The organism is Oceanobacillus jeddahensis, assembly GCF_000750635.1.
In the GTDB taxonomy this organism is placed as follows: domain Bacteria; phylum Bacillota; class Bacilli; order Bacillales; family Amphibacillaceae; genus Oceanobacillus; species Oceanobacillus jeddahense.
In genome coordinates, this window is the sequence record NZ_CCDM010000002.1 from 277,996 (window position 1) to 301,342 (window position 23,347).

Annotated in this window: 27 protein-coding genes; 14 read left to right on the forward strand and 13 right to left on the reverse strand. The window is 37.7% G+C overall.

Annotation, left to right across the window (positions count from 1 at the left end):
- Positions 1 to 4 precede the first annotated feature (4 nt).
- The 3 genes from BN986_RS09125 (at position 5) to BN986_RS09135 (ending at position 1,908) form a co-directional block, all read left to right on the forward strand.
- Positions 5 to 880, forward strand: coding sequence for a hypothetical protein (locus BN986_RS09125; protein ID WP_040979499.1), 876 nt, complete (start codon positions 5 to 7; stop codon positions 878 to 880).
- 460 nt (positions 881 to 1,340) lie between these two features.
- Positions 1,341 to 1,604, forward strand: a complete 264-nt coding sequence (locus BN986_RS09130; protein ID WP_040979500.1) for a type II toxin-antitoxin system Phd/YefM family antitoxin — start codon at positions 1,341 to 1,343, stop codon at positions 1,602 to 1,604.
- Positions 1,594 to 1,908: a type II toxin-antitoxin system RelE/ParE family toxin gene (locus BN986_RS09135; protein WP_040979501.1), complete on the forward strand. Its 315-nt coding sequence runs from the start codon at positions 1,594 to 1,596 to the stop codon at positions 1,906 to 1,908. The genes BN986_RS09130 and BN986_RS09135 overlap by 11 nt, the downstream gene beginning before the upstream one ends.
- Before the next feature lie 79 nt (positions 1,909 to 1,987).
- On the opposite strand, the gene BN986_RS09140 is transcribed toward BN986_RS09135, so the two are convergent.
- Together BN986_RS09140 and BN986_RS09145 are read right to left on the reverse strand one after the other, a co-directional pair.
- Positions 1,988 to 2,719: a MerR family transcriptional regulator gene (locus BN986_RS09140; RefSeq protein ID WP_040979502.1), complete on the reverse strand. Its 732-nt coding sequence runs from the start codon at positions 2,717 to 2,719 to the stop codon at positions 1,988 to 1,990.
- A 4-nt stretch (positions 2,720 to 2,723) separates the two neighbouring features.
- Positions 2,724 to 3,596: an Hsp33 family molecular chaperone HslO gene (locus BN986_RS09145; RefSeq protein ID WP_040979503.1), complete on the reverse strand. Its 873-nt coding sequence runs from the start codon at positions 3,594 to 3,596 to the stop codon at positions 2,724 to 2,726.
- A gap of 210 nt (positions 3,597 to 3,806) precedes the next feature.
- On the opposite strand from BN986_RS09145, the gene BN986_RS09150 reads away from it, so the two are divergent.
- From BN986_RS09150 to BN986_RS09160, 3 genes are all read left to right on the forward strand, one after another.
- The gene (locus tag BN986_RS09150; RefSeq protein WP_052400727.1) at positions 3,807 to 4,208 is read left to right on the forward strand and encodes a GIY-YIG nuclease family protein; all 402 of its coding nucleotides are present in this window, start codon (positions 3,807 to 3,809) and stop codon (positions 4,206 to 4,208) included.
- A gap of 188 nt (positions 4,209 to 4,396) precedes the next feature.
- Entirely contained in the window at positions 4,397 to 4,606 is a 210-nt protein-coding gene (locus tag BN986_RS09155) for a hypothetical protein (protein ID WP_040979504.1), read from the forward strand.
- A gap of 1 nt (position 4,607) precedes the next feature.
- On the forward strand, positions 4,608 to 5,366 hold the full coding sequence (locus tag BN986_RS09160; RefSeq protein ID WP_040979505.1) for an RQC-minor-1 family DNA-binding protein: 759 nt from the start codon (positions 4,608 to 4,610) through the stop codon (positions 5,364 to 5,366).
- 221 nt (positions 5,367 to 5,587) lie between these two features.
- Here BN986_RS09160 and treR read toward each other — a convergent pair whose 3' ends face one another.
- From treR to treP, 3 genes are all read right to left on the reverse strand, one after another.
- Entirely contained in the window at positions 5,588 to 6,301 is a 714-nt protein-coding gene (treR, locus tag BN986_RS09165; protein WP_040979506.1) for a trehalose operon repressor, read from the reverse strand.
- Between the two features lie 15 nt (positions 6,302 to 6,316).
- Complete coding sequence (gene treC, locus BN986_RS09170) at positions 6,317 to 8,002, reverse strand: alpha,alpha-phosphotrehalase (RefSeq protein ID WP_040979507.1); 1,686 nt, start codon at positions 8,000 to 8,002, stop codon at positions 6,317 to 6,319.
- Between the two features lie 307 nt (positions 8,003 to 8,309).
- Entirely contained in the window at positions 8,310 to 9,743 is a 1,434-nt protein-coding gene (gene treP, locus BN986_RS09175) for a PTS system trehalose-specific EIIBC component (protein WP_040979508.1), read from the reverse strand.
- 204 nt (positions 9,744 to 9,947) lie between these two features.
- On the opposite strand from treP, the gene BN986_RS09180 reads away from it, so the two are divergent.
- Both BN986_RS09180 and BN986_RS09185 read left to right on the forward strand, forming a co-directional pair.
- Entirely contained in the window at positions 9,948 to 10,481 is a 534-nt protein-coding gene (locus tag BN986_RS09180) for a DUF1572 domain-containing protein (RefSeq protein WP_040979509.1), read from the forward strand.
- Positions 10,482 to 10,561: 80 nt separating this feature from the next.
- A complete protein-coding gene (locus BN986_RS09185) occupies positions 10,562 to 10,933 on the forward strand; it encodes an iron chaperone (RefSeq protein WP_040979510.1) in 372 nt (123 codons plus the stop codon).
- Between the two features lie 46 nt (positions 10,934 to 10,979).
- Here BN986_RS09185 and BN986_RS09190 read toward each other — a convergent pair whose 3' ends face one another.
- Complete coding sequence (locus BN986_RS09190; RefSeq protein WP_040979511.1) at positions 10,980 to 11,723, reverse strand: class I SAM-dependent DNA methyltransferase; 744 nt, start codon at positions 11,721 to 11,723, stop codon at positions 10,980 to 10,982.
- 311 nt (positions 11,724 to 12,034) lie between these two features.
- On the opposite strand from BN986_RS09190, the gene BN986_RS26960 reads away from it, so the two are divergent.
- Positions 12,035 to 12,211, forward strand: a complete 177-nt coding sequence (locus tag BN986_RS26960) for a P-loop NTPase family protein (protein ID WP_157037070.1) — start codon at positions 12,035 to 12,037, stop codon at positions 12,209 to 12,211.
- A gap of 65 nt (positions 12,212 to 12,276) precedes the next feature.
- Here BN986_RS26960 and BN986_RS09195 read toward each other — a convergent pair whose 3' ends face one another.
- The 3 genes from BN986_RS09195 to BN986_RS09205 form a co-directional block, all read right to left on the reverse strand.
- Positions 12,277 to 12,807 carry a GNAT family N-acetyltransferase gene (locus BN986_RS09195; protein ID WP_040979512.1) on the reverse strand — a complete coding sequence of 177 codons (531 nt, stop codon included), beginning with the start codon at positions 12,805 to 12,807 and terminating at the stop codon, positions 12,277 to 12,279.
- 91 nt (positions 12,808 to 12,898) lie between these two features.
- Positions 12,899 to 13,285: a penicillinase repressor BlaI gene (gene blaI / locus BN986_RS09200; protein WP_040979513.1), complete on the reverse strand. Its 387-nt coding sequence runs from the start codon at positions 13,283 to 13,285 to the stop codon at positions 12,899 to 12,901.
- Positions 13,286 to 13,300: 15 nt separating this feature from the next.
- Positions 13,301 to 15,091, reverse strand: a complete 1,791-nt coding sequence (locus BN986_RS09205; RefSeq protein WP_148417097.1) for a BlaR1 family beta-lactam sensor/signal transducer — start codon at positions 15,089 to 15,091, stop codon at positions 13,301 to 13,303.
- A gap of 339 nt (positions 15,092 to 15,430) precedes the next feature.
- Between BN986_RS09205 and bla the strand changes: the two genes are divergently transcribed.
- Positions 15,431 to 16,348, forward strand: coding sequence for a class A beta-lactamase (bla, locus tag BN986_RS09210; RefSeq protein ID WP_040979515.1), 918 nt, complete (start codon positions 15,431 to 15,433; stop codon positions 16,346 to 16,348).
- Between the two features lie 15 nt (positions 16,349 to 16,363).
- On the forward strand, positions 16,364 to 18,358 hold the full coding sequence (locus BN986_RS09215) for a penicillin-binding transpeptidase domain-containing protein (protein WP_052400728.1): 1,995 nt from the start codon (positions 16,364 to 16,366) through the stop codon (positions 18,356 to 18,358).
- An 83-nt stretch (positions 18,359 to 18,441) separates the two neighbouring features.
- Here BN986_RS09215 and BN986_RS09220 read toward each other — a convergent pair whose 3' ends face one another.
- Both BN986_RS09220 and BN986_RS09225 read right to left on the reverse strand, forming a co-directional pair.
- Complete coding sequence (locus BN986_RS09220; RefSeq protein ID WP_040979517.1) at positions 18,442 to 18,663, reverse strand: hypothetical protein; 222 nt, start codon at positions 18,661 to 18,663, stop codon at positions 18,442 to 18,444.
- Positions 18,664 to 18,724: 61 nt separating this feature from the next.
- Positions 18,725 to 19,159, reverse strand: coding sequence for an NUDIX hydrolase (locus BN986_RS09225; RefSeq protein WP_040979518.1), 435 nt, complete (start codon positions 19,157 to 19,159; stop codon positions 18,725 to 18,727).
- 170 nt (positions 19,160 to 19,329) lie between these two features.
- On the opposite strand from BN986_RS09225, the gene BN986_RS27615 reads away from it, so the two are divergent.
- Positions 19,330 to 19,425: a putative holin-like toxin gene (locus BN986_RS27615; protein WP_222860955.1), complete on the forward strand. Its 96-nt coding sequence runs from the start codon at positions 19,330 to 19,332 to the stop codon at positions 19,423 to 19,425.
- A 698-nt stretch (positions 19,426 to 20,123) separates the two neighbouring features.
- On the opposite strand, the gene BN986_RS26685 is transcribed toward BN986_RS27615, so the two are convergent.
- Positions 20,124 to 21,290 (reverse strand): short-chain dehydrogenase, encoded by a 1,167-nt coding sequence (locus BN986_RS26685; RefSeq protein ID WP_244444980.1) that lies wholly within the window; start codon positions 21,288 to 21,290, stop codon positions 20,124 to 20,126.
- Positions 21,291 to 21,428: 138 nt separating this feature from the next.
- Here BN986_RS26685 and BN986_RS26965 point away from each other — a divergent pair, with 138 nt between their 5' ends.
- Complete coding sequence (locus tag BN986_RS26965) at positions 21,429 to 21,710, forward strand: hypothetical protein (RefSeq protein WP_148417098.1); 282 nt, start codon at positions 21,429 to 21,431, stop codon at positions 21,708 to 21,710.
- Positions 21,711 to 21,773: 63 nt separating this feature from the next.
- Positions 21,774 to 22,643 carry a GNAT family N-acetyltransferase gene (locus BN986_RS09240; RefSeq protein ID WP_040979519.1) on the forward strand — a complete coding sequence of 290 codons (870 nt, stop codon included), beginning with the start codon at positions 21,774 to 21,776 and terminating at the stop codon, positions 22,641 to 22,643.
- A gap of 244 nt (positions 22,644 to 22,887) precedes the next feature.
- Here the strand turns inward: BN986_RS09240 and BN986_RS09250 are convergent, their stop codons facing one another.
- Complete coding sequence (locus BN986_RS09250; RefSeq protein WP_040979521.1) at positions 22,888 to 23,328, reverse strand: RrF2 family transcriptional regulator; 441 nt, start codon at positions 23,326 to 23,328, stop codon at positions 22,888 to 22,890.
- Positions 23,329 to 23,347: the final 19 nt, after the last annotated feature.

Sequence of the window (23,347 nt, forward strand, 5' to 3'; positions counted from 1 at the left end):
TTACGTGAAAAAATATTATTTTTTAGCTGCTCTGGTATCTTTTTTTCTAGTATTAACAGCTTGCAGTAATGATTCGGATGAAAATGGAACAGAGGATAATGATGCAGCTGCACCAGAGACAGATCAACAAGAAACGGGGGAGACAGACGACATAGCAAGTGAGGAAGAGGAGCTTCTTGAAGGGGCTTTAGATGCTTTGAATGGAATTGATCAACGCTATGAAGAAGCAACGATTACTCTTGAAATGTCAATGGATGAAGAACTTGAAGAAGAATTAGGAGAAGAAGAAAATGTAGAAACTGACTCTTCTACTACAATGGATATGCGTTCATGGCAAATGAACAATGAAGATGGATCAGTCAGCGAACGTACAGAAATAGAAACAGATGGCGGGCCGGTAGAATACAGCGCTTCAGAGGATAGTGAAACTTCTATCAATTATACAGAAGGTGACGAGACCGCCTATGAGGTAGAAATGGTAGATATGGGGATGGATCCTGCTGATGTCCGTATGGAAGAAGAACAAATACGAGAGCTGATGAATACGTATGAAGTTTCTTATGAAGGTGAAACTTCCGTGAATGAATATGATGTACATCATTTTGTATTTACAAATGGAGAAGAAGAAATTGAATATTATTTTGACACAGAAACGTTTGTAATCGTTCAAATGGATATGCATGCAAATAATGATGAAATGGTAACCCATATGGAAGTACAGGATTATGCATTGGACTTTGATTATGATGAAGGTTTTTTCCGTCTGGAAGATGTACTGGATGATAGTATCGAAGTGGAGCAGGTAGATCCTGATGAACTTATGGAAGAGCAATTGGATGAGGATTTGGAAGATGGAGAGACGGAAGATAATGAAGAATAAGGTGTATGATACACTTATAGATATTAAAAAACGGTTCCAGTAAGGGAGCCGTTTTGCTATGAGAAAAGAAATGCTTAGTCATTCGTAATGTTTTGTTCAGATAGTATAAAATCGATAAAAGATGATAGTTCGCCAATAAATATTTTAACTCCTTCCAAATGATAAAAGGTACTGGTGGTGTCAAAATCTAAAATATCCTTTGTTATTTAATACGGAGTAAGAAATCTGACAGTGCTTATATTTCGAAAGCTGGAAGCTGCGTAATATTTCATATGATCCCTTCCTTTGTGATTATGGAATGTCTACTTTTAATATAAATTATATATTGGATCAGATTAGTTGGGTAGATGTCATCCATTTCTTAGTGAAGTGAAATGATTAAAGTAACTGTTTGAAAAAACGTATATAATAACATAATTAAGACATAATTATGTTATTATATAAAAAAGGAGGGGATTATATGCCAGAAATACGGCCTATAAAAGATTTAAGAAATACAACAGAAATATCTGAATTATGTCATCAATTAGAGGAGCCAATATTTATCACAAAAAATGGTTATGGGGATATGGTTCTAATGAGTATGGAAACTTACGAAAAATCTTTAGCAAAATTAGAGCTATATGAAAAATTAGCTCAAGCTGAAAAGCAAATGCATCAAGAGGATAGTTTCTTAGAAGCTGAACAAGTATTTGAAAAGTTAAATAAAAAATATGGAAAATAATCAATATGTCGTTAAAGTATCTCCAAAAGCTGCAGAGGATTTGGATGAAATTTATGAGTATATATCTGAAAATTTATACAACCAGGATGCTGCCAATAAATTATTGAATAAAATAGAATTGGGAATTAAAAGGTTAAATAGATTTCCATTTTCTTGTGAACTGGTAACAGATGAGATACTGAGGGATCGAGGTTACCGTAGACTTATTATTGAAAATTATATCGTTTTTTATTTAATTAAGAATAAAGATGTATTGATTATGCGTGTTCTATATGGCGCTCAGAAATACGAGGATTTAGTATGATGATATTGACTAATTATAGAAAATAAAGGCTGATACAAGTAATTTCTTTTTATATCAGCCTTTTCCGGACAACAGATAGTTACATCGTGAACCTCTCCAAAGCAGCCTGAATATATCTATATAACGCGCCGTCCAAACCATAGTGCAAAGCAGGTTGTGGGTTTTCAGCATAAAATTTTTCGGCGCTTTTTATCAGGCCCTGATTCCCATCTGAAAAAGTTTCCATTAATTTTTGCCATTCCTTTGCCAAATTCTGAACGGATTTATCCTGTGGAGATACTCCTTTTTCCTGCTTGTCTTTTAACTCTTCAAGCAGTTCCTGAAAGCGTTCTTCTCCTTGTTTGAGTGCTTTATCACTTGTATTGCGATAGTGTTCTCTCATTTTATCAAGCTGTTGATTGGTAAAATAGTCGGAACGATTTAATCGAATCAATTCAAAAAGGGAAGTAAGCTCTTGGAAAGAAATATTTTCCGTTTTAGCAGCTTCTTGTTTCGTGCGTTCTAACTGACTTAGCAACTTTTCCTGAACAGCTATCTCTGCTTTGACCCGGCTAATTTGCTGATCTAGTGTATCTAATAATTTCTCGTTGCCGGCACGAACCATTTCTTTTATTTCTTCCAGCGGTAAATGCATTCTTTTTAATACAAGAATTTGCAGCAGCAATTGCATATCTTCACTTGTATAACGCCGATGTCCAGCTTCTGTATAGAGAGAAGGAGAAAATAACCCAATTTGATCATAATATCTTAATGTTCGGATGGAAAGTCCTGTCAGAGCTGCTAACTGACCAGTTGACCAGTAATTTGGCATGTGCTCACCTCGTTTGTAAAATAGTTTGTATTTCAGAAGGAATGAATACATAGTTTTGACCGCAAATATGGCATGTTGTATCGATAGATGTGTTTGATTCAACGGCATTTTGTAATTCTTCCACGGGTAAAGAATACAGAAAGCCATAAAACATTTCCTTCGAGCAGTGACAGGCAAATTGTATCGGCTTATGTTCCAGTACTTTAGAATTAGGAAAACGCTGGTTCAATTCCTTTTCTATCCCCGCATCATTCATACTAAGCAGCAGGGGAGCAAGGTTTTCTGCTTCGAATTGCTCCCGTACCAAATCCAATGCACCCTCTTCAGCTCCCGGCAGTGCCTGCGCATAGATTCCATAGCTTTTGAAAAGATAGGAAACACTATCCAATTTTACCTTTGTTTGGATCATGGTATCTGTCTGCTCACTTTGTTTAAAATAATAGGCAAAATCATCATCCAAATTTTGATAAGGCATATCCGTAATCCCTGTGAAGTGATTTGTTTCGAACCCTTTCATTATCCGGATGGAAGCTTTTGTACCGATAAAATCTTGAAGCGTTGAATTAGAATTCTTTTGTTGGGGTGCTATTAAAAGAGCTTGATTGACATAGCCGCGTACATTTCCCTCTGCATCTGTATCTACATACATTTTATAATTTTTATCTGTCAAAGTAATCACAGCACTGATTCGCTGATTATCCTTCAGCGTTACAGAAAGAAGGCTCATAATGGAAACAGCTTTAGCTAAAGCCAGGTAGCAGGTCTTATCCTTTATTTTACTTAACTCCATGATTTCCTGTAGCATTTTTGTGTTATCTGTAAAGTAAAGACGAATACTTTTATCTAAAATAAGTGTTTTGATTATTTTATTTGTCATGTGATCTGCCCCTTTCTAATAATAGGATAAAACATGACGTGACGTAAGGTTCAAGTTGAAATTTAAAAATTATTTTTTGTATGAAATGAATACTGTCTTTTTTACAATACCGATGGTTCGTTTTAAAATATAATTATGAAGAATAAGAAGTAAAGGACAATTTTCAGTACTTTATCATGGCAGGAAATAGCCATGGAGGTGATAAAACAGATGAAGCCTATCAATTATTCTGTACAGGAATCGGACACACTTTATGCGATAAAAGCATGGCTTCCGGAAAATGTGGATGCAATTACTATCGGCAAACTAGGAGAGTTTCAATTCTTAAAAGGGTATTATATTTACGTTGGAAGTGCAAAGCGGAGTATTCGTGCACGGGTGGACAGGCATTTGCAGGTAGATAAAAAGAAGCGTTGGCATATAGATTATTTGCGCCCATATTTACAAACGCAGGCTGTGCAAACTTATCCCGGTACTGAAGGGGAATGTGGACTTTTTCAGCGGCTGATGAGGGAAAATAAAGGAACAATGCCGGTGAAAGGTTTTGGATCATCGGATTGCAGATGTTTTTCACATTTGTTCTATTCCAGTGAGGAAATATTGTTAAAATAATAATAGAACACGAAAGTACACTGCTGATAGAAACGGTATGGATCAGAGTAAATGGGGGAGAATGTTACCATAGATTTATAGAATACGCTGGTTACTAGTATATTTCTATCTTGATTGATTTATTAGATAAAGTCTCTGACAGAATGAATAAAGCGGACAAACAATAATCAAGAAAGGAGCGGTTGGTAATGGGGAAAAGTAAGACAAAAGCAACGTGGGCAGAAGCAAAAAAGCGCTGCCGTTTGAGTCAACAGGATATACAGATGGCGAAGGAGCTGGGGATGACGCCTAAAAGTTTAATCAAGAATATCCCGGCACCAAAAGAACAATGGAAAGCACCGGTAAAAGTCTGGGTTCGAGATTTATATGAAGATAAATTTGGAAAGGTGCTGAAATAAAATGGTTGATAACAAGCTGTCGGAAGAGGAAATTTTAGCTATTCTGCGTGCAGCCGATGAACTTATAGCACAAGGTGGGCGCTCCCTGCTTGCTAAAATTTTAAAAGGATCACGGGAGAAAAAAGTATTGCAGCTTGGATTGGATGCCTGTCCGGCTTATGGCTATTTTAAAGGAGTCAAGCTGGAAGAGGTGATGGAGAAGATTGACTGGATGATTGACCATGATTTTCTTGATATTGAGTACAGCGGAAAATTACCGATGATTGTTTTTACAGAGCGCGGCTGGCATATTGAAAGGGATAAGTATGCAGATGAATTTTTACATGAATGGGATGACTGGCTGGCAGAAGGAAAACCGGCACCTGATATGACTTATTTAAAAGACCGCAATCGAAATATGATATTCCTATTTTTAGAAAAGATGAGAGAAACGCAGGATAAGCGGTATATTCCTTATTTGGAGGCATGGAAGCAGGTTGATTACCGAAAAGTAAGAGAGCGGATTAATTCTGTGATCCGGTCATTAGAAACGGAAGAAACACCGGACTATCAAGCGATACAAGAAAGAGAATCGAGCTTGAAAGAAGCATTGAAGGGGGACGAGCCGCAAGATCTTTATGTGAAATGCTGGGAATGTGGAGACCGGTTTCTTTTTTCAGTAGGTGAGCAGCAGTTTTATAGAAAGATGGGTTTTCATGATCCCAAAAGATGTCCAGAGTGCCGGATGGAGCGGGACATGGATAACTTTCTGGACTTCTAGCGTTGTTCATAAGACATTAAGTGGGAGAAAAGCAGCAGACTAAGTTCGCGACGTCCTGAGACTGGGGCTGCGATTACTCGCCCCACCGAAGGGCTTTTGCGGTTATTCGCTCTATCGTAAAGAGTTGTGCGTCGAAAATTCCCCCAGCAAAAGTTTCGTTTTATATTTAAAATAGTATATGAAACAGGCTGATACAGTTTCACATCTGTATCAGCCTGTCTTTAATGTTCTCTCCTGGCGAAATCAACAAAACGGAACTTATCCGGACGATGCCTGGATTCTGTATATTGAAATAAGGTTGCATCATCTAAATAGACATAGTTTTTAATAACTACCACATTATAAAAACCTTCTAAATCCAATAATGCACGATCTTCTTCTGTTGGCTCTTCCACAATGATTTCTTTTTTTGCAAAGCTGATGATAAGACCTAATTGATTCTCCAGATAGTCGTAAATAGAAGTCTCAGCTATGTCTCTGGAAATATGCTGGACGGTATTTGCGATTAAATAATCCTTATCCAAAATCACGCGTTGCTCGGAGAAGGAGCGCGTCCGAATAATTTCCCAAACCTCTTGATTATTCTTCAGTTTTAATTGATGCTGGATAAAATCATTTGCACTGATTTTTGCACATTGATGTACGGTTGTCATCGGTTTTTCTCCCATTTTATCAGCCAGTTCTTTAAAGCTGACCAAACCGGATACCGGGAAATCGAATTTATTCCGTTCAATCACCGTAGATCCTTTCCCGCGGATTTTTTGAATGTATCCGTTTTGGGCAAGCAAATTTAACGCTTTTCGAATCGTCTCCCGTGATGTTTGATACTGCTCCGCCAATTCATTTTCCGAGGGGAGAAATTCATTTGCTTTAAACGTTTCTTTTTCTATTTTTTGAACCATTTCTTGATAAATCATGACATATTTATTTCGCATCGCAACTAACTCCAGTTATTTCTTTAGATAATAAACAATAGACTCATACGGTCGAAGTGAAATTATATCTTGAGCTAATAACGGTGAATCTGAGTAGTTGGACAGTAATATCTCGCTGCCCGTAAATGCATGATGAATCGATTCAGGTAAATCCAGCTCTGCTTCTTTTGCGTAAAAATTGTTTATTACTAATAGTTTTGTATCTTTATTTTCTCTTATATACGCAAAAATTGCAAAGTCATTAGGCAAAATGAGCTGATATTTTCCATCTGTGATTACTTGATAGTCTTTTCGAAGCTGAATGAGCTTTTGATAGTGATGAAAAATAGATGTTTCATCTGCTAAGGAAGAAGCTGCATTGATTTTTCGGTAATTATCGGGTATGCCAATCCAAGGAGTTCCTTCTGTAAAACCGGCATTTGCTTCATTATTCCATTGCATAGGTGTCCGTGCATTATCCCGGGATTTTTCCTGAAGAATTTCAATAATCTCTTGATCTGAAAGTCCTTCTGCTTTTTTGATTTGATACATATTTAGTGATTCGACATCGCGATATTGGGAAATGTCATCAAAACCAGGGTTCGTCATACCCAATTCTTCTCCTTGATAGACATAAGGCGTTCCCTGCAACATATGAATCGCGGTTGCCAGCATTTTTGCTGATTCTTTATGGTAAGTTGTATCATTCCCAAAGCGGGATACAATTCTCGGCTGATCATGATTACACCAGAATAATGCATTCCAACCGCCGCCTTCCTGCATGCCCGTCTGCCAATCGGATAATAGCTGCTTCAGATATAGAAAATCGAACGGTGCTTTTGTCCACTTTTCACCATTTGGATAGTCCACTTTTAAATGGTGAAAGTTAAATGTCATGTCTAACTCCTCGCGCTCTGGGTTGGAGTACTTGATACAATCCTCCATCGAGGTAGAAGACATTTCTCCGACAGTGATGGTTTTACGGCCTTTAAATACTTCCTGATTCATTTCGTAAAGAAATTCATGTACTCTTGGTCCGTCTGTATAGAATTTACGTCCATCTCCCGGAGGAATACTGCCGTCATCATCAGGAAAACGCTGATCTTTAGAAATTAAATTAATCACATCTAAACGGAACCCGTCTACTCCTTTATTCAGCCAAAAGTTCATCATTTGATAAACATCATCACGGACTTTTTCATTTTCCCAATTAAGATCCGCTTGGGTAACATCAAAAAGATGCAGATAATAAGAACCGGTTGTTTCATCATATTCCCATGTGTTGCCACCGAATTTTGACTCCCAGTTTGTCGGCAATTCACCAGGTTCGCCATCTTTCCATATATAATAGTTTCGATAAGGATTATCCTTTGATTTTCTCGATTCCTGGAACCATTTATGCTCGGTGGATGTATGATTTACAGCGATATCCATAATGACTTTTAATCCTAGTTTATGCGCTTTACTTAGCATCGCTTCGAAATCTTCCATCGTTCCATAATCCGGCTGGATGGCGTAGTAATCAGCGATATCATAGCCATTATCCTTTTGGGGAGAAACATAAATAGGGGTAAGCCAAATCACATCGACTCCCAGTTCTTTTATATAATCCAGTTTTTCGGTAATGCCGTTAATGTCTCCCATTCCGTTACCTGTTGTATCGTTAAAGCTTTTGGGATAAATTTGATAGACAACAGATTTTTGCCACCATTTTTCTTGCATAATCAACCTCCTAAAAATTGCTGTGTTTCTATTATTTTTTTCTTTTATCACGGAGAACCGTCCGTAAAACTCCCACCTCCAAATAAAGCGTGAAAATAAATTTATTTAGGCGGGAGATAACGGACGCTAGCTCCCTGAATCACTTAGGCTAACGCAGTGGGAGAATGAAGGAAGCAGACTAAGTTCGCGACGTCCTGGGACTGGGGCTGCGATTACTCGCCCCATCGTAAAGAGTTGTGCGTCGAAAAACTCCCACTGAGTGAAGTTTCGTTTTATATAAATTAAGGAGAGAAACTACTCCCCTTGTTTATTTACCTAAACGTTTATACGCATCTACACCCATTTTTGTTTTTGATAAAACAATCGTTAAAATGAATGGGATAACAATAGCGGCAATCATTGCTACTGCGAACATTAGCATATGTGGTACTTGAATAGATAAGATTCCCGGTATTCCACCAACGCCAATGGAATTCGCCATCACCCCAGACCCGACAGATATAACAGCTGCAACGGCAGATCCTGCCATACCAGCGAAAAGCGGGAAAAGATATCGTAAGTTCACACCGAACAGTGCCGGTTCTGTAACGCCCAGATAACAGGAGATTGCTGCTGGAATCGTTACCTGCTGTTCTTTCTTGTCTTTTCGATTGATATAGATCATGGCTACAACGGCAGATCCTTGAGCTATATTGGATAAGGCAATCATCGGCCAGAGGTTTGTTCCTCCAAATTCACTCATTAATTGCAGGTCAATAGCATTTGTCATATGATGCAGCCCGGTAATAACAAGCGGTGCGTACGCAAATCCAAAGACTGCCGCAAATAGCCAGCCGACTGCAGAAGTTAACCCATCATAGACAATGTTTGAAATCCATGTACCGATTGTCCAACCAATAGGGCCTAATACGACATGAGCAATAATAACAGTTGGTAGCAATGCAAAGAATGGTACAAAAATCATCGATACCACTTGTGGAATAATTTTTCGCAATCCAATTTCTAAATAAGCTAATACAAAACCAGCTAAAATGGCCGGAATAACCTGAGCCTGATAACCAATCATTTCAATTTGGAAGAAACCAAAATCCCACATTGGTATTTCAGTGGTTTCTACCACTTCGTACGCATTTAAAAGCTGTGGGGAAATTAATGTAAGACCTAAAATAATTCCGAGTACTTGTGTTGTCCCCATCTTTCTGGAAATAGACCAGGTAAGCGCAACAGGGAGAAAATGAAAGATTGCTTCTGCAATTAACCAGAGAAAATCATATAACCCTGCCCAAAATTGTGAGGAGTCAGCTAAGGTTAATGTACCATTTTCAAGCATTTCGATATCACCAATCACATTTCGGAAACCTAGAATTAGTCCTCCGACAACCAATGCAGGAATAATTGGTGTAAATATATCTGCTAAATGGGAAACTAACCGTTGTAAGATATTCATATTTTGCTTTGCTGCTTCTTTGGCATCCTCTTTAGAAGTATCACCAACACCAGCCATTTTTGTAAATTCATTATAAAAGGAAGCGACTTCATTTCCGATAATAACCTGGAATTGTCCAGCCTGTGTGAAGGTTCCTTTTACCATATCAATATCTTCAATGGCGTCAACATCTGCTTTTTCCGGATCATTTAAAACAAATCGCATTCTGGTTGCACAGTGCGTGACTACAGAAATATTCTCACTTCCACCGACTTTTTCCAGTAACTTTTTAGCATCGCCAGTAAATTTACTCAATGTCTTTCCTCCTTTTTATATCTTGTATATACAAGTGTTAACGGTTTCAGTTTAACTTGTATATACATGTTTGTCAATAGAATAATGAACAATTGTTTAAATCATAATAATACGATATATTGTAGGTGATAAGAACCCGGAAACATTCAGAAAAAGCAGTTACATCTGTATGTATTTAAATTCATTCTAGATAGGAGGAGCGATATGCGTGTGGAAGAGGAATACTTAAAGGTGATAATAAAAAGGTTTCAAAGTGTCAAAGAACTTGGAGACAAAACGATTGGTCAATTGACTGACGAGCAAATTCATTGGGTGTTAAATGAAGCATCTAACAGTATTGCCGTGATTGTAAAGCATTTAAACGGAAATATGCTATCCAGATGGACGGATTTTTTGACATCAGATGGAGAGAAGCCGGCTAGAAATCGAGATCAAGAATTTGAGGATACCATTCGCTCTGTTCAGGAATTAAAAAGCGTCTGGGAAAATGGCTGGAATGTTTTATTTCAAGCATTACATGAATTAAATGGGAACGACTTATTACAGACTATTTTAATCCGGAGTGAAAAACATACTGTAATTGATGCAATAGAAAGACAACTGGCACACTACGCTTATCATATTGGGCAAATTGTCTATATTGGGAAACTGATAAAAGGAAAGGACTGGGAAACGCTCAGCATTCCCAAAGGAAAATCAAAAGCATATTTAGAGCAAATGCAGAGAAAATATAATTAAAAGGATTTTATTCTTTCGGGCTGTTGTTATACAACGTAGCCTGCCTTTAGCAAAAATATAAAATCAGGAGGGAAGCAAATATGGAAGTATTTACCTCATTTTTAGAAAACATAGATGACCCAGAACACCGTGCCAGAATAGAAGAAGTATTAGATTGGACAGGTAAATACTTTCCTCAGCTCGGAACAAGGATAGCGTGGAATAAACCAATCTTTACCGATCATGGTACATTTATTATCGGATTCAGTGTATCAAAGAAACATATGGCTGTTGCTCCTGAGGAAGCGGGAATACTCCGTTTTACGGATGAAATTGCTAAAGCTGGGTATGGCCATACCAAAGGAATTATACGAATTCCGTGGGAAAATCCAGTTAATTACGACGTATTAAAACAACTTATTGAATATAATATAGAGGATAAAGCAGACTGTACGACTTTTTGGAGAAAATAATCGGAAGCTCTAGGCAACCGGTTATTTGCTAAGAGCTTCTTTAGCTCTATCCTTTCTCCGCAATAAAAGTGATTAGAGAAGTATCTTTTCCTTTTCCATAACCGATTTCATAGCTGATTTTACTGAACCCGATATTTTTTAATAGAAGCTCTAATTCCTTGATTCCGTACCAATAAAGGATAAAATGAGAGATCTCTGTTTTCTCTACAGCCCCGTGAAGAAGCTGCTGGTATTTGTGGATATAGGAAACTTTTTGCTCCAGCCAATTGATGTCCTTGCTTATGCTGGTAAATAATATTCCTGAATCCTCTGTTAGAGAGTAAGTATTTATATCTATCTCATCTGTCTTAAAATCCGTTGGTAATAAGGCATCAAAAATGAATTGGCCATCTTCTTCCAGGTGATGATATAAATTTTGAAGAAACGTATGAATAAGATCTCTAGGAAGTAGACAAAAACTTCCTGTTGGCATAATGATGGTATGATATTTCTGGTCTAAATGGAGATGTGTTAGATCTTGTTTATATAAATTTGTATTCACCTGATGGTTCTTCATATTGGTTTTGCATTGATCCAGCATATCTGAGGAGATGTCTACGCCGTCGATAGCAATATCCTCTTTTAAAAATGGAATCAACATTCTTCCTGTACCGACGCCGGCTTCGAGTACATTACCTTGCCGCTTTTTCAACTTTTCATAGTAATACTCTATATCGCCTCCCATAGAATATCCAACTGGTTTAGTTATTTCATATAATTTTGTACTTAGTTCTCCATATTCTTTGAACATATCTATCCCTCTATTCTTTAAGTAATTCCATCTGAAAACGATATCATTCTTGGTATGTTTTGAATGAGATACTTCCATTTTATAATAAAATAAGAGAATAATCTAAAAATGAACAAAAAGAAGGAATCATTTGTATATATCCGTATGGAAGTTTTACGTCTTTCATTGGGGATGATGCCAATGTTAAGGAAGGTTACTTATTAATGAAGGATAGAGTTTTTTGTTTAATAGTATTTAGATGATATCTTTGCTTCTTTACTTTTCCGTGGCAGAGAGGTAGTTCATTTTGGAAATAGAGAGCAGGTGATACTTTGCGGGAAAAGGGAAAGAAAATACATATTGTTGGAGGCGCTGGAAGTGGGAAAACCTATCTGGCAAAAGTGTTATCAGATATGTTCGCTATCCAGGCTGTTGACCTAGACGATTTATTTTGGAATAAAAGCTACGGAACGAAAAAAGATCCTTTTAACGAATATGCATTATTGTAAATGAAAAGATATATGCATAAAAAAACTCTCTGTATCTGTTGTGAGATACAGAGAGAAAAATCAATTTAGTCTGCTTTCAAAAGCGAATACATGTCAATATCAACAAAATGTCCCTTTACTTTTTCGTATTGTCGTAACGTTCCTTCAAAGGTGAATTTTAGTTTTTGCAGTACTTTCATCGAGTTTACATTTGCGGGTTCTACTTTTGCTTCGATTCGGTTTGCTCCTAAATTCTTAAAGGCTTCCTGAATCAATGCCTGTATCGATTCAGGAGCATATCCATTTCCCCAATGTGTTTTCGCAATATCATAGCCAATTTCCACTCGTGCATTTTCAGAATCAATAGAGTTAAAGCCGCAGCTTCCGATAATTTCCTGAGAACCCAAGTCTATCACACTGTATCGGATGGCATGATTGGTTTCAGCTGATTTATTAAGCAGATTAATCATTTCCAGTGCCTGCGATCCATGAGTGAAAGTAGAGATATTCATGAATGCTGCTACGGCAGGGTCCGACCAAATGGTAAATAATGAAGTGGCATCCGATGACCGCATTTTCCGTAAATATAGTCTTTTCGTAAATAATTCTTCCTTCAATACTTTTCCCTCCAATATTCAAAATGAATTTGTTGTAAAAAGTATGGTTATCTGCGCATCATTCAGTCCTTTCACCATTTCTTTGAACAGGTTATTTTTTCTTTTTCGGTTTTTCATCTAAAATCGATTTTAATTCCTCAATATCCTCCTCAGATAAAGAATCTTCTTCAATAAATTGAACAAGCATCGATTTTACTGTCCCTCCATAGATTCGTTTGATGAAGGATTCAGCTTCAGCGCGCTGGCACTTATCCTGTGAATAAAGCGGATAAAATGTGTAGACTCTCTGCTCTTTATTCACACCGGCAACGCCTTTTTGTACTAATCGATCTAACAATGTACGTACGGTTTTTGCTTTCCAATCTTTTTGCCCTTGCAGGGAGGTAATCACATCATTTGCTGTTTGCGGTGATTTTTCCCACAGCACATTCATTACTTCCCATTCTGCTTCAGAAATACTTGGTACTTTCTCTGTCATATTCTCACCCCGATTTTATCCCTCATAAATTTGTTTATCTTTTAAAATAGCTAAGGTTATTTCTGTTGCAATACTTCCAGAGGCATTATCCTCATCCTGTATATTGGTTGCGAAGAAATATGTGTTGGTGTCTGTTTCAACAAATCCAACAAACCAGCCATTTATATCCTTGCCGTTTACGTTACCAGTTCCCGTTTTTCCATAGAGGGCATTGCCATCCTTTTCTTCCATTTGTAAGGCATCTTTGACAGCTTGAATATGTTCTTCCTGAAAATTGAAGTGATTGTTATAAAATGCTTGTAATAACTCCACCTGCTCCACTGGCGAAATTTTCAAGGTGGATTCCAGCCAGTACTGATCGTTTCCGCTAGAAATATCCTGGTTTCCATAATCGATATGATTTAGATAGGCTTGAATGCTGTCTAAGCCCATTTCTTGATCAAGTTGCTGGAAATACCAGTTAACAGAACGGTTTAAAGCCGTTTCCAGATTTTGATCTTGGTTCCATTGGTCATAAGGCTGTTCTGTACCATCCCACTCGAAGGTGCTCTGTTCCGTTGTGATGATGTTCTCTTCTAATCCAAATAAAGCACTATAGATTTTGTAGGTAGAATCCGGAGAAACTCTTTGTGTGCTCTGCTCTTTATTATAGATCTGATAAGTATCTTCCTGCATATCGTATAAAACAAAACTACCATCGTAATTTTGAAAGTAGGCGCTGAGATCTTCTTCGTTTATTTGTTGATTATGGTTAAATGACGTATATCGATCGTTGTCGTTTGCCATCACAGAAGCTAGCGGCATCTGTGCAACTATAAATAATCCTGCCAGCAGAAAGATACCAATGCTTCTAGCATGCTGTAATTTAGAGTCTGCTTGAAAAGAAGCAATTTCTATAATTCGTTTTTTGATTTGCTTTTTAGATCCATTTATTTGGTTTGCCAGTTTATTGTACTGAGGTGTAGGAGATTTATCGACAAAATGGATGATTGTATTTCCGTATTTTTTATAGCTTTGCTCATCTAAAGATGTTAGTACAGCGTGATCACATGCAATCTCCCGGTCTAGGCGCATTGCCTTAAATGCAATCCAAATCAACGGATTGAACCAGTAGATGATTTGAAAGAAAACCATCAAATAGTTGGTAGAAATATCCTTGTATTTATAATGATTTAATTCATGCAAAAAGATATGCTTGATATCCTCATGAGATAGCCATTCTTCAAAATTTGCAGGTAAGACGACAAAGGTTTTAGCCAACCCAAATGCCAGTGGAGAACGCACTCTATTTGAAATACCTAATGTGATATTTTTTGAGATATTTAATTGCTGTTTGGATTGTATAAATAGGTCAATAATTTCTTTGTTTTCCACTTGGGAAACAGACTTCTTAATTCTTCTTAAATTCAACCACGCTCGTATAGCAAAAATGGTTAATATGAGAGCTCCAGCAACCCATATACCGAGGACAGTCCCATTTAACAGTTCTGTATTCGTTTGTGTAACGGTTACGGAAAAATCCTGCATCCAACTAGCATTTGTTCCTTCTGTTCCACTTACTTCGCTGTTTATGGAAGCAGAGCCTCCATTGGGAGATGGACTGCCCGTAAAAGAAGTGAATAAATTACCAGAAGGGAGCAAATGGGCAGGTATAAATGGAATGACCAGTGCAGCGAGCAATAAATACCATAGATTATATTGCCATTTTGCGGATAATTGTTTTTGGAATAGCTTTTTAATAAGCAATATAAACCCAATAGTAATGGAAGAAATGATGAAACCTGTAAGAAGCGTTGTTACAAACATGATTTTTATCTCCATTCTTCAGCCATGGTAATTAGAGCCATTTACTGATAGTTTTTTGTAGTAAAGAAAGTATATTTATATTTCTTTCTGCATAAGTGCAGCTAAAGGTTTGCATTCAAGAGTATAAGGGCTTTTAAGAAAGAAAATTACACTTTCAAGTTTCCCTTTAACAAATGCTAAATTTTTGAAATTACATTTGTAATATATTAAATTCTAGCATGCTAAGGTAAAGTTATCAAACCTATAATTAGAAAGGGAAAAATAGGAATTGACATACTAAGACTACGTGTGTAGTATTGTATTACAAACGTAGTCAAAATGATTTTAGGAGGATTTTAAATGATACATTTTCAAGATGTTTTTACTAAGAGATGGCTAGCTATCCTATTATTCGTTAGCTTGATAGGGTTAGCGGGTTGCTCTGATGAGGGCGAGGCTAGTGATGGAACTTCAGAACAGGCATCACAAAGCGAAGAAGCTTTTAAAGAGCTGGAAGAGGAATTTGACGCAAGGCTTGGTGTGTATGCGATTGATACCGAAACGGATCAGACAGTTTCCTATCGTTCAGATGAAAGATTTGCCTATGCTTCTACTTTTAAAGTTTTAGCTGCAGGGGCTATTTTACAAATAGCCTCCATGGACGACTTAGAGAAAGTCATTACGTATTCGGAAGATGATTTAGTAACTTATTCTCCAGTGACGGAGGAGCATGTAGATGATGGGATGAAACTGAAAGAAATCATGGAAGCTGCTATTCGCTACAGTGATAATACAGCAGGAAATCTTTTGTTAGAAGAGCTTGGAGGACCAGATGGACTGGAAGAAATATTAAGAGAAAATGGTGATGAAATCATAGAGATGGATCGGATGGAGACGGATTTAAATGAAGCTGCTCCAGGAGATACTAGGGACACAAGCACACCAAAAGCACTTGCCGAAAGTTTGCAAACTTATGTGCTAAGTGATTTGCTTCCTGAAGACAAACAGGATTTGCTAATAGATTGGATAACAGGAAATGAAGCGGGAGATACGTTGATTCGTGCTGGCGTTCCAGAAGATTGGGAAGTAGGAGATAAGAGCGGAGCAGGAGGCTACGGCACAAGAAATGATATTGCTGTGGTATGGCCTTCTGATCAGAAAGAGCCGATTATTATCTCCGTTTTATCCAGTCGTGATTCAGAGGATGCTGATTATGATGATGCATTAATTGAAAAAGCAGCTGAGCGTGTCATGGAACAGTTGCAGGATAAAGAATAATAGGAAGGTGGAATCATGAAAAGCTGTCGAACAATTGTTTTAATTGTACTGACACTTATGATAACAGCAGGTTGTATGAAGCAAGAGGAGCCTTCGGAAATATTTGATGATTATCTTTCTAATTGGGAGAATAGAGATTTTTCTGCTATGTATGAGCAGCTTTCCGAAGAGGTGAAAAATAGAATAACGGAAGAAGCGTTTATCGAACGATATGAAAATATATATGATGGAATAGAAGCTGAGGATTTACAGGTGACGTCAGCAGCAGATTCAGAAGAGCAGTTTGAGCCAGATGAAGATCTCATTACTATTCCATATATTGTAGAGATGAACACCACCGCTGGTTCCATTGAATATAGGCATCAACTGACATTAGAACAAGGTGATGAGGGAGCTTGGCTGGTCAAATGGAATTCGTCACAGATTTTTCCACAGTTAGGGTCGGAAGATAAAGTGAAGGTGAGCACATTAGAGGCAGAAAGGGGAGAGTTAAAGGACAAGAGTGGAACCGGGCTTGCAGTCAACAAAGAAGCAAATATCATAGGCGTCATCCCAGCTGAGCTTGAAGAAGAAAGTCAAACAAAAGAGAAGCTGGCTGAACGCTTGGATATTTCTGTAGAAGAAATAGACAAAGCACTTGAAGCATCCTGGGTAACACCCGAAGTATTTGTACCGATAAAAACATTGCCAATGGAAGAAGATGATGTCGAAGCTTATGTAGAGCTTCCGGGAGTAAGCTCCCGAGTAGAAACGGTTCGTACCTATCCGCTGGGAGCTTCAGCAGCTCATTTAACAGGCTATGTACGGGAAATATCTGCAGAACAGCTGGAAGAACTGGATGGTTATGCTGCGGGAGATGTGATTGGAAACGCCGGACTGGAAAAGATATATGAAGATAAATTACGAGGAGAAAATGGGACTCATATTTATATCAGCAATGCAGAAGGTGACGTGAAAGAATCGTTAGCCAAAAAAGAACCAGTTGATGGAGAGGACGTGCAGTTAACCGTTGACGCTGCATTGCAACAAGAAGTATATAACCAATTTGAAGGCGATGCAGGAACTTCTGTAGCTTTAGATCCGCATACAGGAGATGTTTTATCCTTAGTCAGCTCGCCTGCTTACGACCCAAATGCTTTTGTAAGAGGCTTATCAGACGAACAGTGGGAAAAATGGAGTGAAGATCCGGAAGAGCCATTCTTAAATCGCTTTACAAGTCGTTATGCGCCAGGATCGGTATTTAAAACGATAACAGCATCTATCGGGCTGGAAACCGGAGTTACAAATCCGGACAAGGTCAGGCAAATTGATGGACTTCATTGGACAAAGGACAATTCATGGGGAGATTATTATGTCACACGTGTACATGATAAAGCGAACGTTAATCTGCGCGATGCCTTTGTTCATTCTGATAATATCTATTTTGCGCAGGAAGCCCTGGAAATGGGGAAAGAAACCTTTTTAGAAGAGACAGCAGCTTTTGGATTTGGAGAAGAAATTCCATTTCCTTTTACTATTCCAGCCTCTAACCTGACAAACAATGGAGAAATCGATCATGAAGTGCAGCTTGCCGATACGGCCTATGGACAAGGCCAAGTTTTGATGAGCCCACTGCATCTTGCATTGACATATACGCCATACCTGAATGAAGGAGACATGTTGTATCCTTCTCTAATTGAAGCGGATGAGCTTAAGGTTTGGAAGGAAAATCTGATCAGCGAAGAAACCGCTGATCTGGTAAAAGAGAATCTGATTCAGGTAGTCGAAAGCCCAGAAGGTACGGCACATAGTACGTATATCCCTGAGGCGGTCATTGGAGGAAAATCTGGAACAGCAGAGATTAAAGGAAGTAAAGAAGATGACAATGGAAATGAAAATGGCTGGTTTGTCGGCTTTGAGGAGGGCGATTCTGACATATTATTGGTCATGATGGTGGAAGATGTGAAGGACCGCGGTGGCAGCGGTTATGTGATTTCGAAGGCTAAAAATGTTTTTGAGTATATGGAGTAGAAAATAAAAATTCACCAGAAGCATCTTGTTAAATCTCGTTCAAGTTACTTCTGGTGACTGTTTTACATGGATTCCCAACGGGTCTATTCTCCACCCTCAAAAATGTCCTCAACCTTGTCATCATCAGAACCATCTTCACTATCATTTTCCTCTGTCTCTCCTGATTCATTTCCATCTTCGTTCCCATTCTCTTCTTGAGGTGGTTCCTGATTTTCTGGTTCTTCATTTTCATCACTCTGACATGCTCCGAGAATAAGCATTAATGAAACTCCCAAAGCTGCAAGATAAGATTTTTCCAACCTCATGATGTATCACTCCTTCTAAAGTATGCTTGTACCCGATTTTAACAAAGAAAATCAGAAAAATTCATTTTGTTAATAAATTGTAAAGGGCTTCAGGTACAAGACATAGTTTTCCATTTTGAAAAGCGGATAGAGGCTTCCACATTGCATGGTGTATTTTCCCATCATCCTCTTTTACAAGTAATACAGACTGATCATATATGGACTTATCAATAAATTCACCATCATAGACTTGAACAATTTCATGGCCTGTTTCGCCATCGAAAGTAAAAATATTTTCAATCGTACCGAGAAATTGAAGGTTAGCAATATCTGCATCTAATTCTTCTTTCGCTTCTCTTATCAAGGTGTCCGAACTTTTTTCTCCAAATTCAATTCCTCCACCAATTGGTCTGTAAAAGAAGTTTTCCTTCACCGAATCATAACCTTCAGCAACAAGGATTGTTTCGTCTTTTTTAAATAGACAAATGGCGATTGGACGTATGGTTCCTTTTCGCATTGAAATCCTCCTCAATGGTTTATTGATAATTGATTTTTAAGTTGGTACAGGGGGGAATAGATGGATTTAGACGTTGAAACATGTTTGTTTTATGGTGTATTCGATATATCAATAGTATTCGGGTAACTCAAGGGTGGTTGGCACACTCTCATTAGACAGGAGGTGATGCTATGACAGTATTTGAAAGTCTAATGCTAGCGGTTGCTTTTGCCAGTTTAATATTAGCACTGACAGATAATCAAAAAAATAACCCACCCTTGAGTTGAGAGCTCGATTCGGTGGGTTATTTTCGTAATCGGTGCTAACCCCCTTGCAGGGATCCTAGCTATTGTAGACCGCTAGCGTTCGCAACACTGGTGATCTTTATAACTTATGTGCTTCTACTGTAAATATACACTCCTTATTATTATCTGTAAAATGACCTAAACGCGGCGATTCATTTATTTTACTGCATAGGAAATTATAGAATTATTGCCTTGTGGATAACTATTTATAGTAAAACAGCCACGTCCAGCTCCGAGCGCCAAAAACTAGGAGATTTCACGTCGCGCCCTACGATAAGTCAACATCGGTTCGTCACCTCACCGTGTTTCCTTTATCTCAGTTGCGCCGCTCCAATCTCTACGTTTTTAAACAGGCGCTCTGCGCTTTTGTTCCTGAGATACAAAACTTTCTTAAACAATAAAACGAAACTTCATTCAGTGGGAGTTTTTCGACGCACAACTCTTTACGATGGGACGAGTAATCGCAACCCCAGGACGTCGCGAACTTAGTCTGCTTCCTTCATTCTCCCACTGAATTAACCTTAGTGATTCAGGGAGTTAGCACCCGTTATCTCCCGCCTAAATAAATTCATTCTTACTCTTTATTTGGAGGCGGGAGTTTTACGGGCGGTTCTCCGTGATAAAAGATCAGAATGACTATTTTAATAAACTAAGCATACAGCTGCTCAAGAAAAAAGAATTCAAGGACGCTTATCCCAAGGCTCTACTGTCCCAATAATTTTTACTTCCCAATCATACGTAATAGCGTCAATTATTCCATCGCTGATTTCTTTGTTTGTTAACCATCTGGAATGTTCTTTGTCTAAAATAAACCCCAGCTGAATTTGTCTGTACTGGCAACCAGGATAGGTCTTTACAGCAGTATTTTTAATTTGATTTAAGTTAGAGCTGCTTCCTAATACGTGATAGAGTTTCCAGGATGGACTTTCCTTGGCAACTTCATAACTGATAATATCCAATGCATTGTTCGAATTAGAATGAATCCACGCAATGACTAAATCGATTGGGCCGTTTTGAATGATGGTTGCCCTAATCTTTTCTTTCAGCGCTGCACTATCTTTGTAGTCAACGAATAACGGGGTAATAGAAGAATCTGGATTAGCCTTATTTATCACTCGTTCCATTTTAGCTTCGTTGCGCGCGACGATGGAGACTTTAGACCTGTCAGCAAGCCATAAGGATGCTCCAGATAGCATTCCCGTTCCACCAATAATTAAGGCATGTACAGGGAGTCCTTTTATTTTGTTATTTATGGTTTCCAGCCATGCATGCTTCCCGTTAAATTGCTGACTTAATGAATGATACAGCCACTTTATTTCACGCTTTTTTAGAACAGGAAGCAACCGCTCTAAATCTTTATTATCTTTCTCTCTGATAACAGAACTGCCGCCTTTATATAATAATTGTATCTCCGGTTTTATATAAGGAATACCACCGTCAGTGGTTATTCCAATCTCGTTGACAGGCCGTCTAATCTGGTTATCTCTTTTATATATCCATTCGTTATCCTCAGTCTCTATCAGCATGATTTCAAATAACCAGCTTGTGCCAAGCTTCTTTCTTACCCAAAGACTGTCAGATGTTCCGGTTCGTTTCTCTGAATCATCCAGTTTTGTCAAAATGCCGTTATTAGCAACGAATAATTCGTAGCTATCATCCAGATACTTTTTTAATACAGGGAAATCTTTGCTTCTAATAAGAATATCTATATCTTCATGTTTTCTTGTTTGCTTTCCGTAATGCAAATCGAGTGCCCAGCCGCCAGCAATACACCATGAAATAGGGATGCCTTTCATTAAATGATTTATTTCTTCAACAGATAAGGTGTTCCAAGAATGATGCTGCAAAAAATCCCTCCTCTATATATTTCTCATATAATTGTAGGTCTTTTACAGTTTATTGTAAAAGCGTTTGCATAAATAGATAAGATAGCACATACATTTTCACTCGGACGGATATATGGCTATTTTCTGAAATGAATATCTGTGTTACGTTTAAAAGGAAAGGAGAAGGAAAGAAATGGAGTTGGAAGAAGTATCAACAAAAGAAGCATTCCAAAGGGAAAAAAGAAACTGCGCTTATCGAGTATAAGATTTTTCTGTGTGTTTCTATTAGCGTCTCTGCTAATGATGGTTATTCGAAGTAATTATGCTCATGCGATAGATTATATCGGCCCCTCTGTGTTGGGCGGTCTGATTTATTATTTTGGCAATTATGTTGGATTGAGAAGGTCTTACCGGAGAAATAGAGAAGCGTATGATCATTAAATTCTCCTTCCCATTTGTTTAGGAAAGAGTGGATTTATTTAACTCGAAAAAGGAGGTTTTTGAATGGAGATTATGATAGAAAGAGCAAATAATCTTGAATTACTTTCTGCGTTTTTTGCTGATATGAATAAACAAAAGAACCATCATATTGGCTTTTGCGGAACGGATAAAGGCGATATTTTGCAAACGCTTAAAGAGGATTTTATGGATGGGAACGGAGAGGTTTCCTTTTTTATAGCAAAAAATGGTGCTGGAGAGGTTTTGGCCGCATGTGGATTGGAAATTGAGAATGATGAAGCAGAAGTTTGGGGCCCTTTTAATACAACAGAGAATATGGAGATTTCCGTTGAATTATGGGAGCGCTTAAAAGCGTTTTATCCAGATGTTCAGAAATACTCCTTTTTTATTAATAAAGAAAATACAAAGCAGCAGACATTTATGAAGGAGATAGATGCAGCAGAAAAAGGTCATCATTTAAATTTAATTGTAAAAAGAGATCGCTTTGAAATACTTGATAAATTAAAAAGCAACTTGATGGAAGAAAATGATTTTTCCGCATTCCAAGAGCTGCATGATGTTACTTTTCCAGACACATATTATGATGCAGAGACGATTCAAAGCAGATTAAATGATAATAATATATTGAGAATCTTAAAGGATAATCATGGAACATTTATTGGTTATGTTTATTTCGAGATCGATAAGGAACTTTCAGAAGCTTCATTGGAGTATTTTGGTATAGCGAACGATTATCAAAATAAAGGATATGGGAGTCTCTTGTTACAAGAAGCGTTGACAGCTATGTTTGCTTACCTTGAAATAGCTGAGATACATCTAACCGTAGATGCTGAAAATCATCGTGCGAACCACGTTTATGAAAAAGTTGGATTTGAAAAAGGGGATATACTGATTAATTATGCACTTCAACGCTAGAAGTATAAGCTATCTTATTAAGTTATGTGAAAATGGCAGTGTATCTGATAGGCATGGCAAATCGATTGATCGGGAAAAAATAGATTTAGCAGAGGGCATGTCAGTTTATACAAATGCTGAGCAAGGAGCCTTCAAAAAAACGAGACGATTTCTTATAAGAGAAAACCATATTTGAAAAAGATGTTCTTGTGTACGGCAGTTTAGTAAATAACATAATAAATAAATACAAGAACATCTTCCAATACTAATCTTTCATCCCCATCAATTCCTTCAATTCTTCTTCATTCTGTATCAAATCTTCCAGCGTATATTCTTCCAGCACTTTAAAAAATTGAAAAAGTGCTTTATTCAGGACATGCTTCAAAGAGCAGCCTGGGGAAATTACACAATGATTGGTTCCTTGATCAAAGCATTCCAATAGATTAAAATCGCTCTCCAGGGAGCGGATCAATAATCCAATATTTATATCAGAAGCAGGCTTAGCAAGACGAAATCCACCGTTTCTTCCTCTTATAGATGTCAGTAATCCTCTTTTCGTTAAATCATGGACAACTTTTCTCAGATGTTCAGGTGAGATGGAATATACATCAGATACTTCCTTAATCGTCGAAAGCTCTTCCTCTGACTTTAAACCTGCAAAAATCAAGACACGTAAAGAGAAGTCTGTATATTTTTTTAAGTTCATGGTATCTCCTCGTTTGTTA

Bases quoted from the DNA above. Each gene is read 5' to 3' on its own strand.
- BN986_RS09225 (WP_040979518.1), bottom strand. From the start codon at position 19,159: ATGCGAAAAGGAACCATACGTCCAATCGCCATTTGTCTATTTAAAAAA.
- treR (WP_040979506.1), bottom strand. From the start codon at position 6,301: ATGCGAAATAAATATGTCATGATTTATCAAGAAATGGTTCAAAAAATA.
- BN986_RS09220 (WP_040979517.1), bottom strand. From the start codon at position 18,663: ATGAGGTTGGAAAAATCTTATCTTGCAGCTTTGGGAGTTTCATTAATG.
- BN986_RS09215 (WP_052400728.1), top strand. From the start codon at position 16,364: ATGAAAAGCTGTCGAACAATTGTTTTAATTGTACTGACACTTATGATA.
- BN986_RS09160 (WP_040979505.1), top strand. From the start codon at position 4,608: ATGGTTGATAACAAGCTGTCGGAAGAGGAAATTTTAGCTATTCTGCGT.
- BN986_RS09250 (WP_040979521.1), bottom strand. From the start codon at position 23,328: ATGAACTTAAAAAAATATACAGACTTCTCTTTACGTGTCTTGATTTTT.
- BN986_RS09140 (WP_040979502.1), bottom strand. From the start codon at position 2,719: ATGCCAAATTACTGGTCAACTGGTCAGTTAGCAGCTCTGACAGGACTT.
- BN986_RS09205 (WP_148417097.1), bottom strand. From the start codon at position 15,091: ATGTTTGTAACAACGCTTCTTACAGGTTTCATCATTTCTTCCATTACT.
- BN986_RS09150 (WP_052400727.1), top strand. From the start codon at position 3,807: ATGAAGCCTATCAATTATTCTGTACAGGAATCGGACACACTTTATGCG.
- BN986_RS09240 (WP_040979519.1), top strand. From the start codon at position 21,774: ATGGAGATTATGATAGAAAGAGCAAATAATCTTGAATTACTTTCTGCG.
- BN986_RS09185 (WP_040979510.1), top strand. From the start codon at position 10,562: ATGGAAGTATTTACCTCATTTTTAGAAAACATAGATGACCCAGAACAC.
- treC (WP_040979507.1), bottom strand. From the start codon at position 8,002: ATGCAAGAAAAATGGTGGCAAAAATCTGTTGTCTATCAAATTTATCCC.
- BN986_RS09180 (WP_040979509.1), top strand. From the start codon at position 9,948: ATGCGTGTGGAAGAGGAATACTTAAAGGTGATAATAAAAAGGTTTCAA.
- blaI (WP_040979513.1), bottom strand. From the start codon at position 13,285: ATGACAGAGAAAGTACCAAGTATTTCTGAAGCAGAATGGGAAGTAATG.
- BN986_RS09190 (WP_040979511.1), bottom strand. From the start codon at position 11,723: ATGTTCAAAGAATATGGAGAACTAAGTACAAAATTATATGAAATAACT.
- BN986_RS27615 (WP_222860955.1), top strand. From the start codon at position 19,330: ATGACAGTATTTGAAAGTCTAATGCTAGCGGTTGCTTTTGCCAGTTTA.
- BN986_RS09135 (WP_040979501.1), top strand. From the start codon at position 1,594: ATGGAAAATAATCAATATGTCGTTAAAGTATCTCCAAAAGCTGCAGAG.
- BN986_RS09155 (WP_040979504.1), top strand. From the start codon at position 4,397: ATGGGGAAAAGTAAGACAAAAGCAACGTGGGCAGAAGCAAAAAAGCGC.
- bla (WP_040979515.1), top strand. From the start codon at position 15,431: ATGATACATTTTCAAGATGTTTTTACTAAGAGATGGCTAGCTATCCTA.
- BN986_RS09130 (WP_040979500.1), top strand. From the start codon at position 1,341: ATGCCAGAAATACGGCCTATAAAAGATTTAAGAAATACAACAGAAATA.
- BN986_RS09145 (WP_040979503.1), bottom strand. From the start codon at position 3,596: ATGACAAATAAAATAATCAAAACACTTATTTTAGATAAAAGTATTCGT.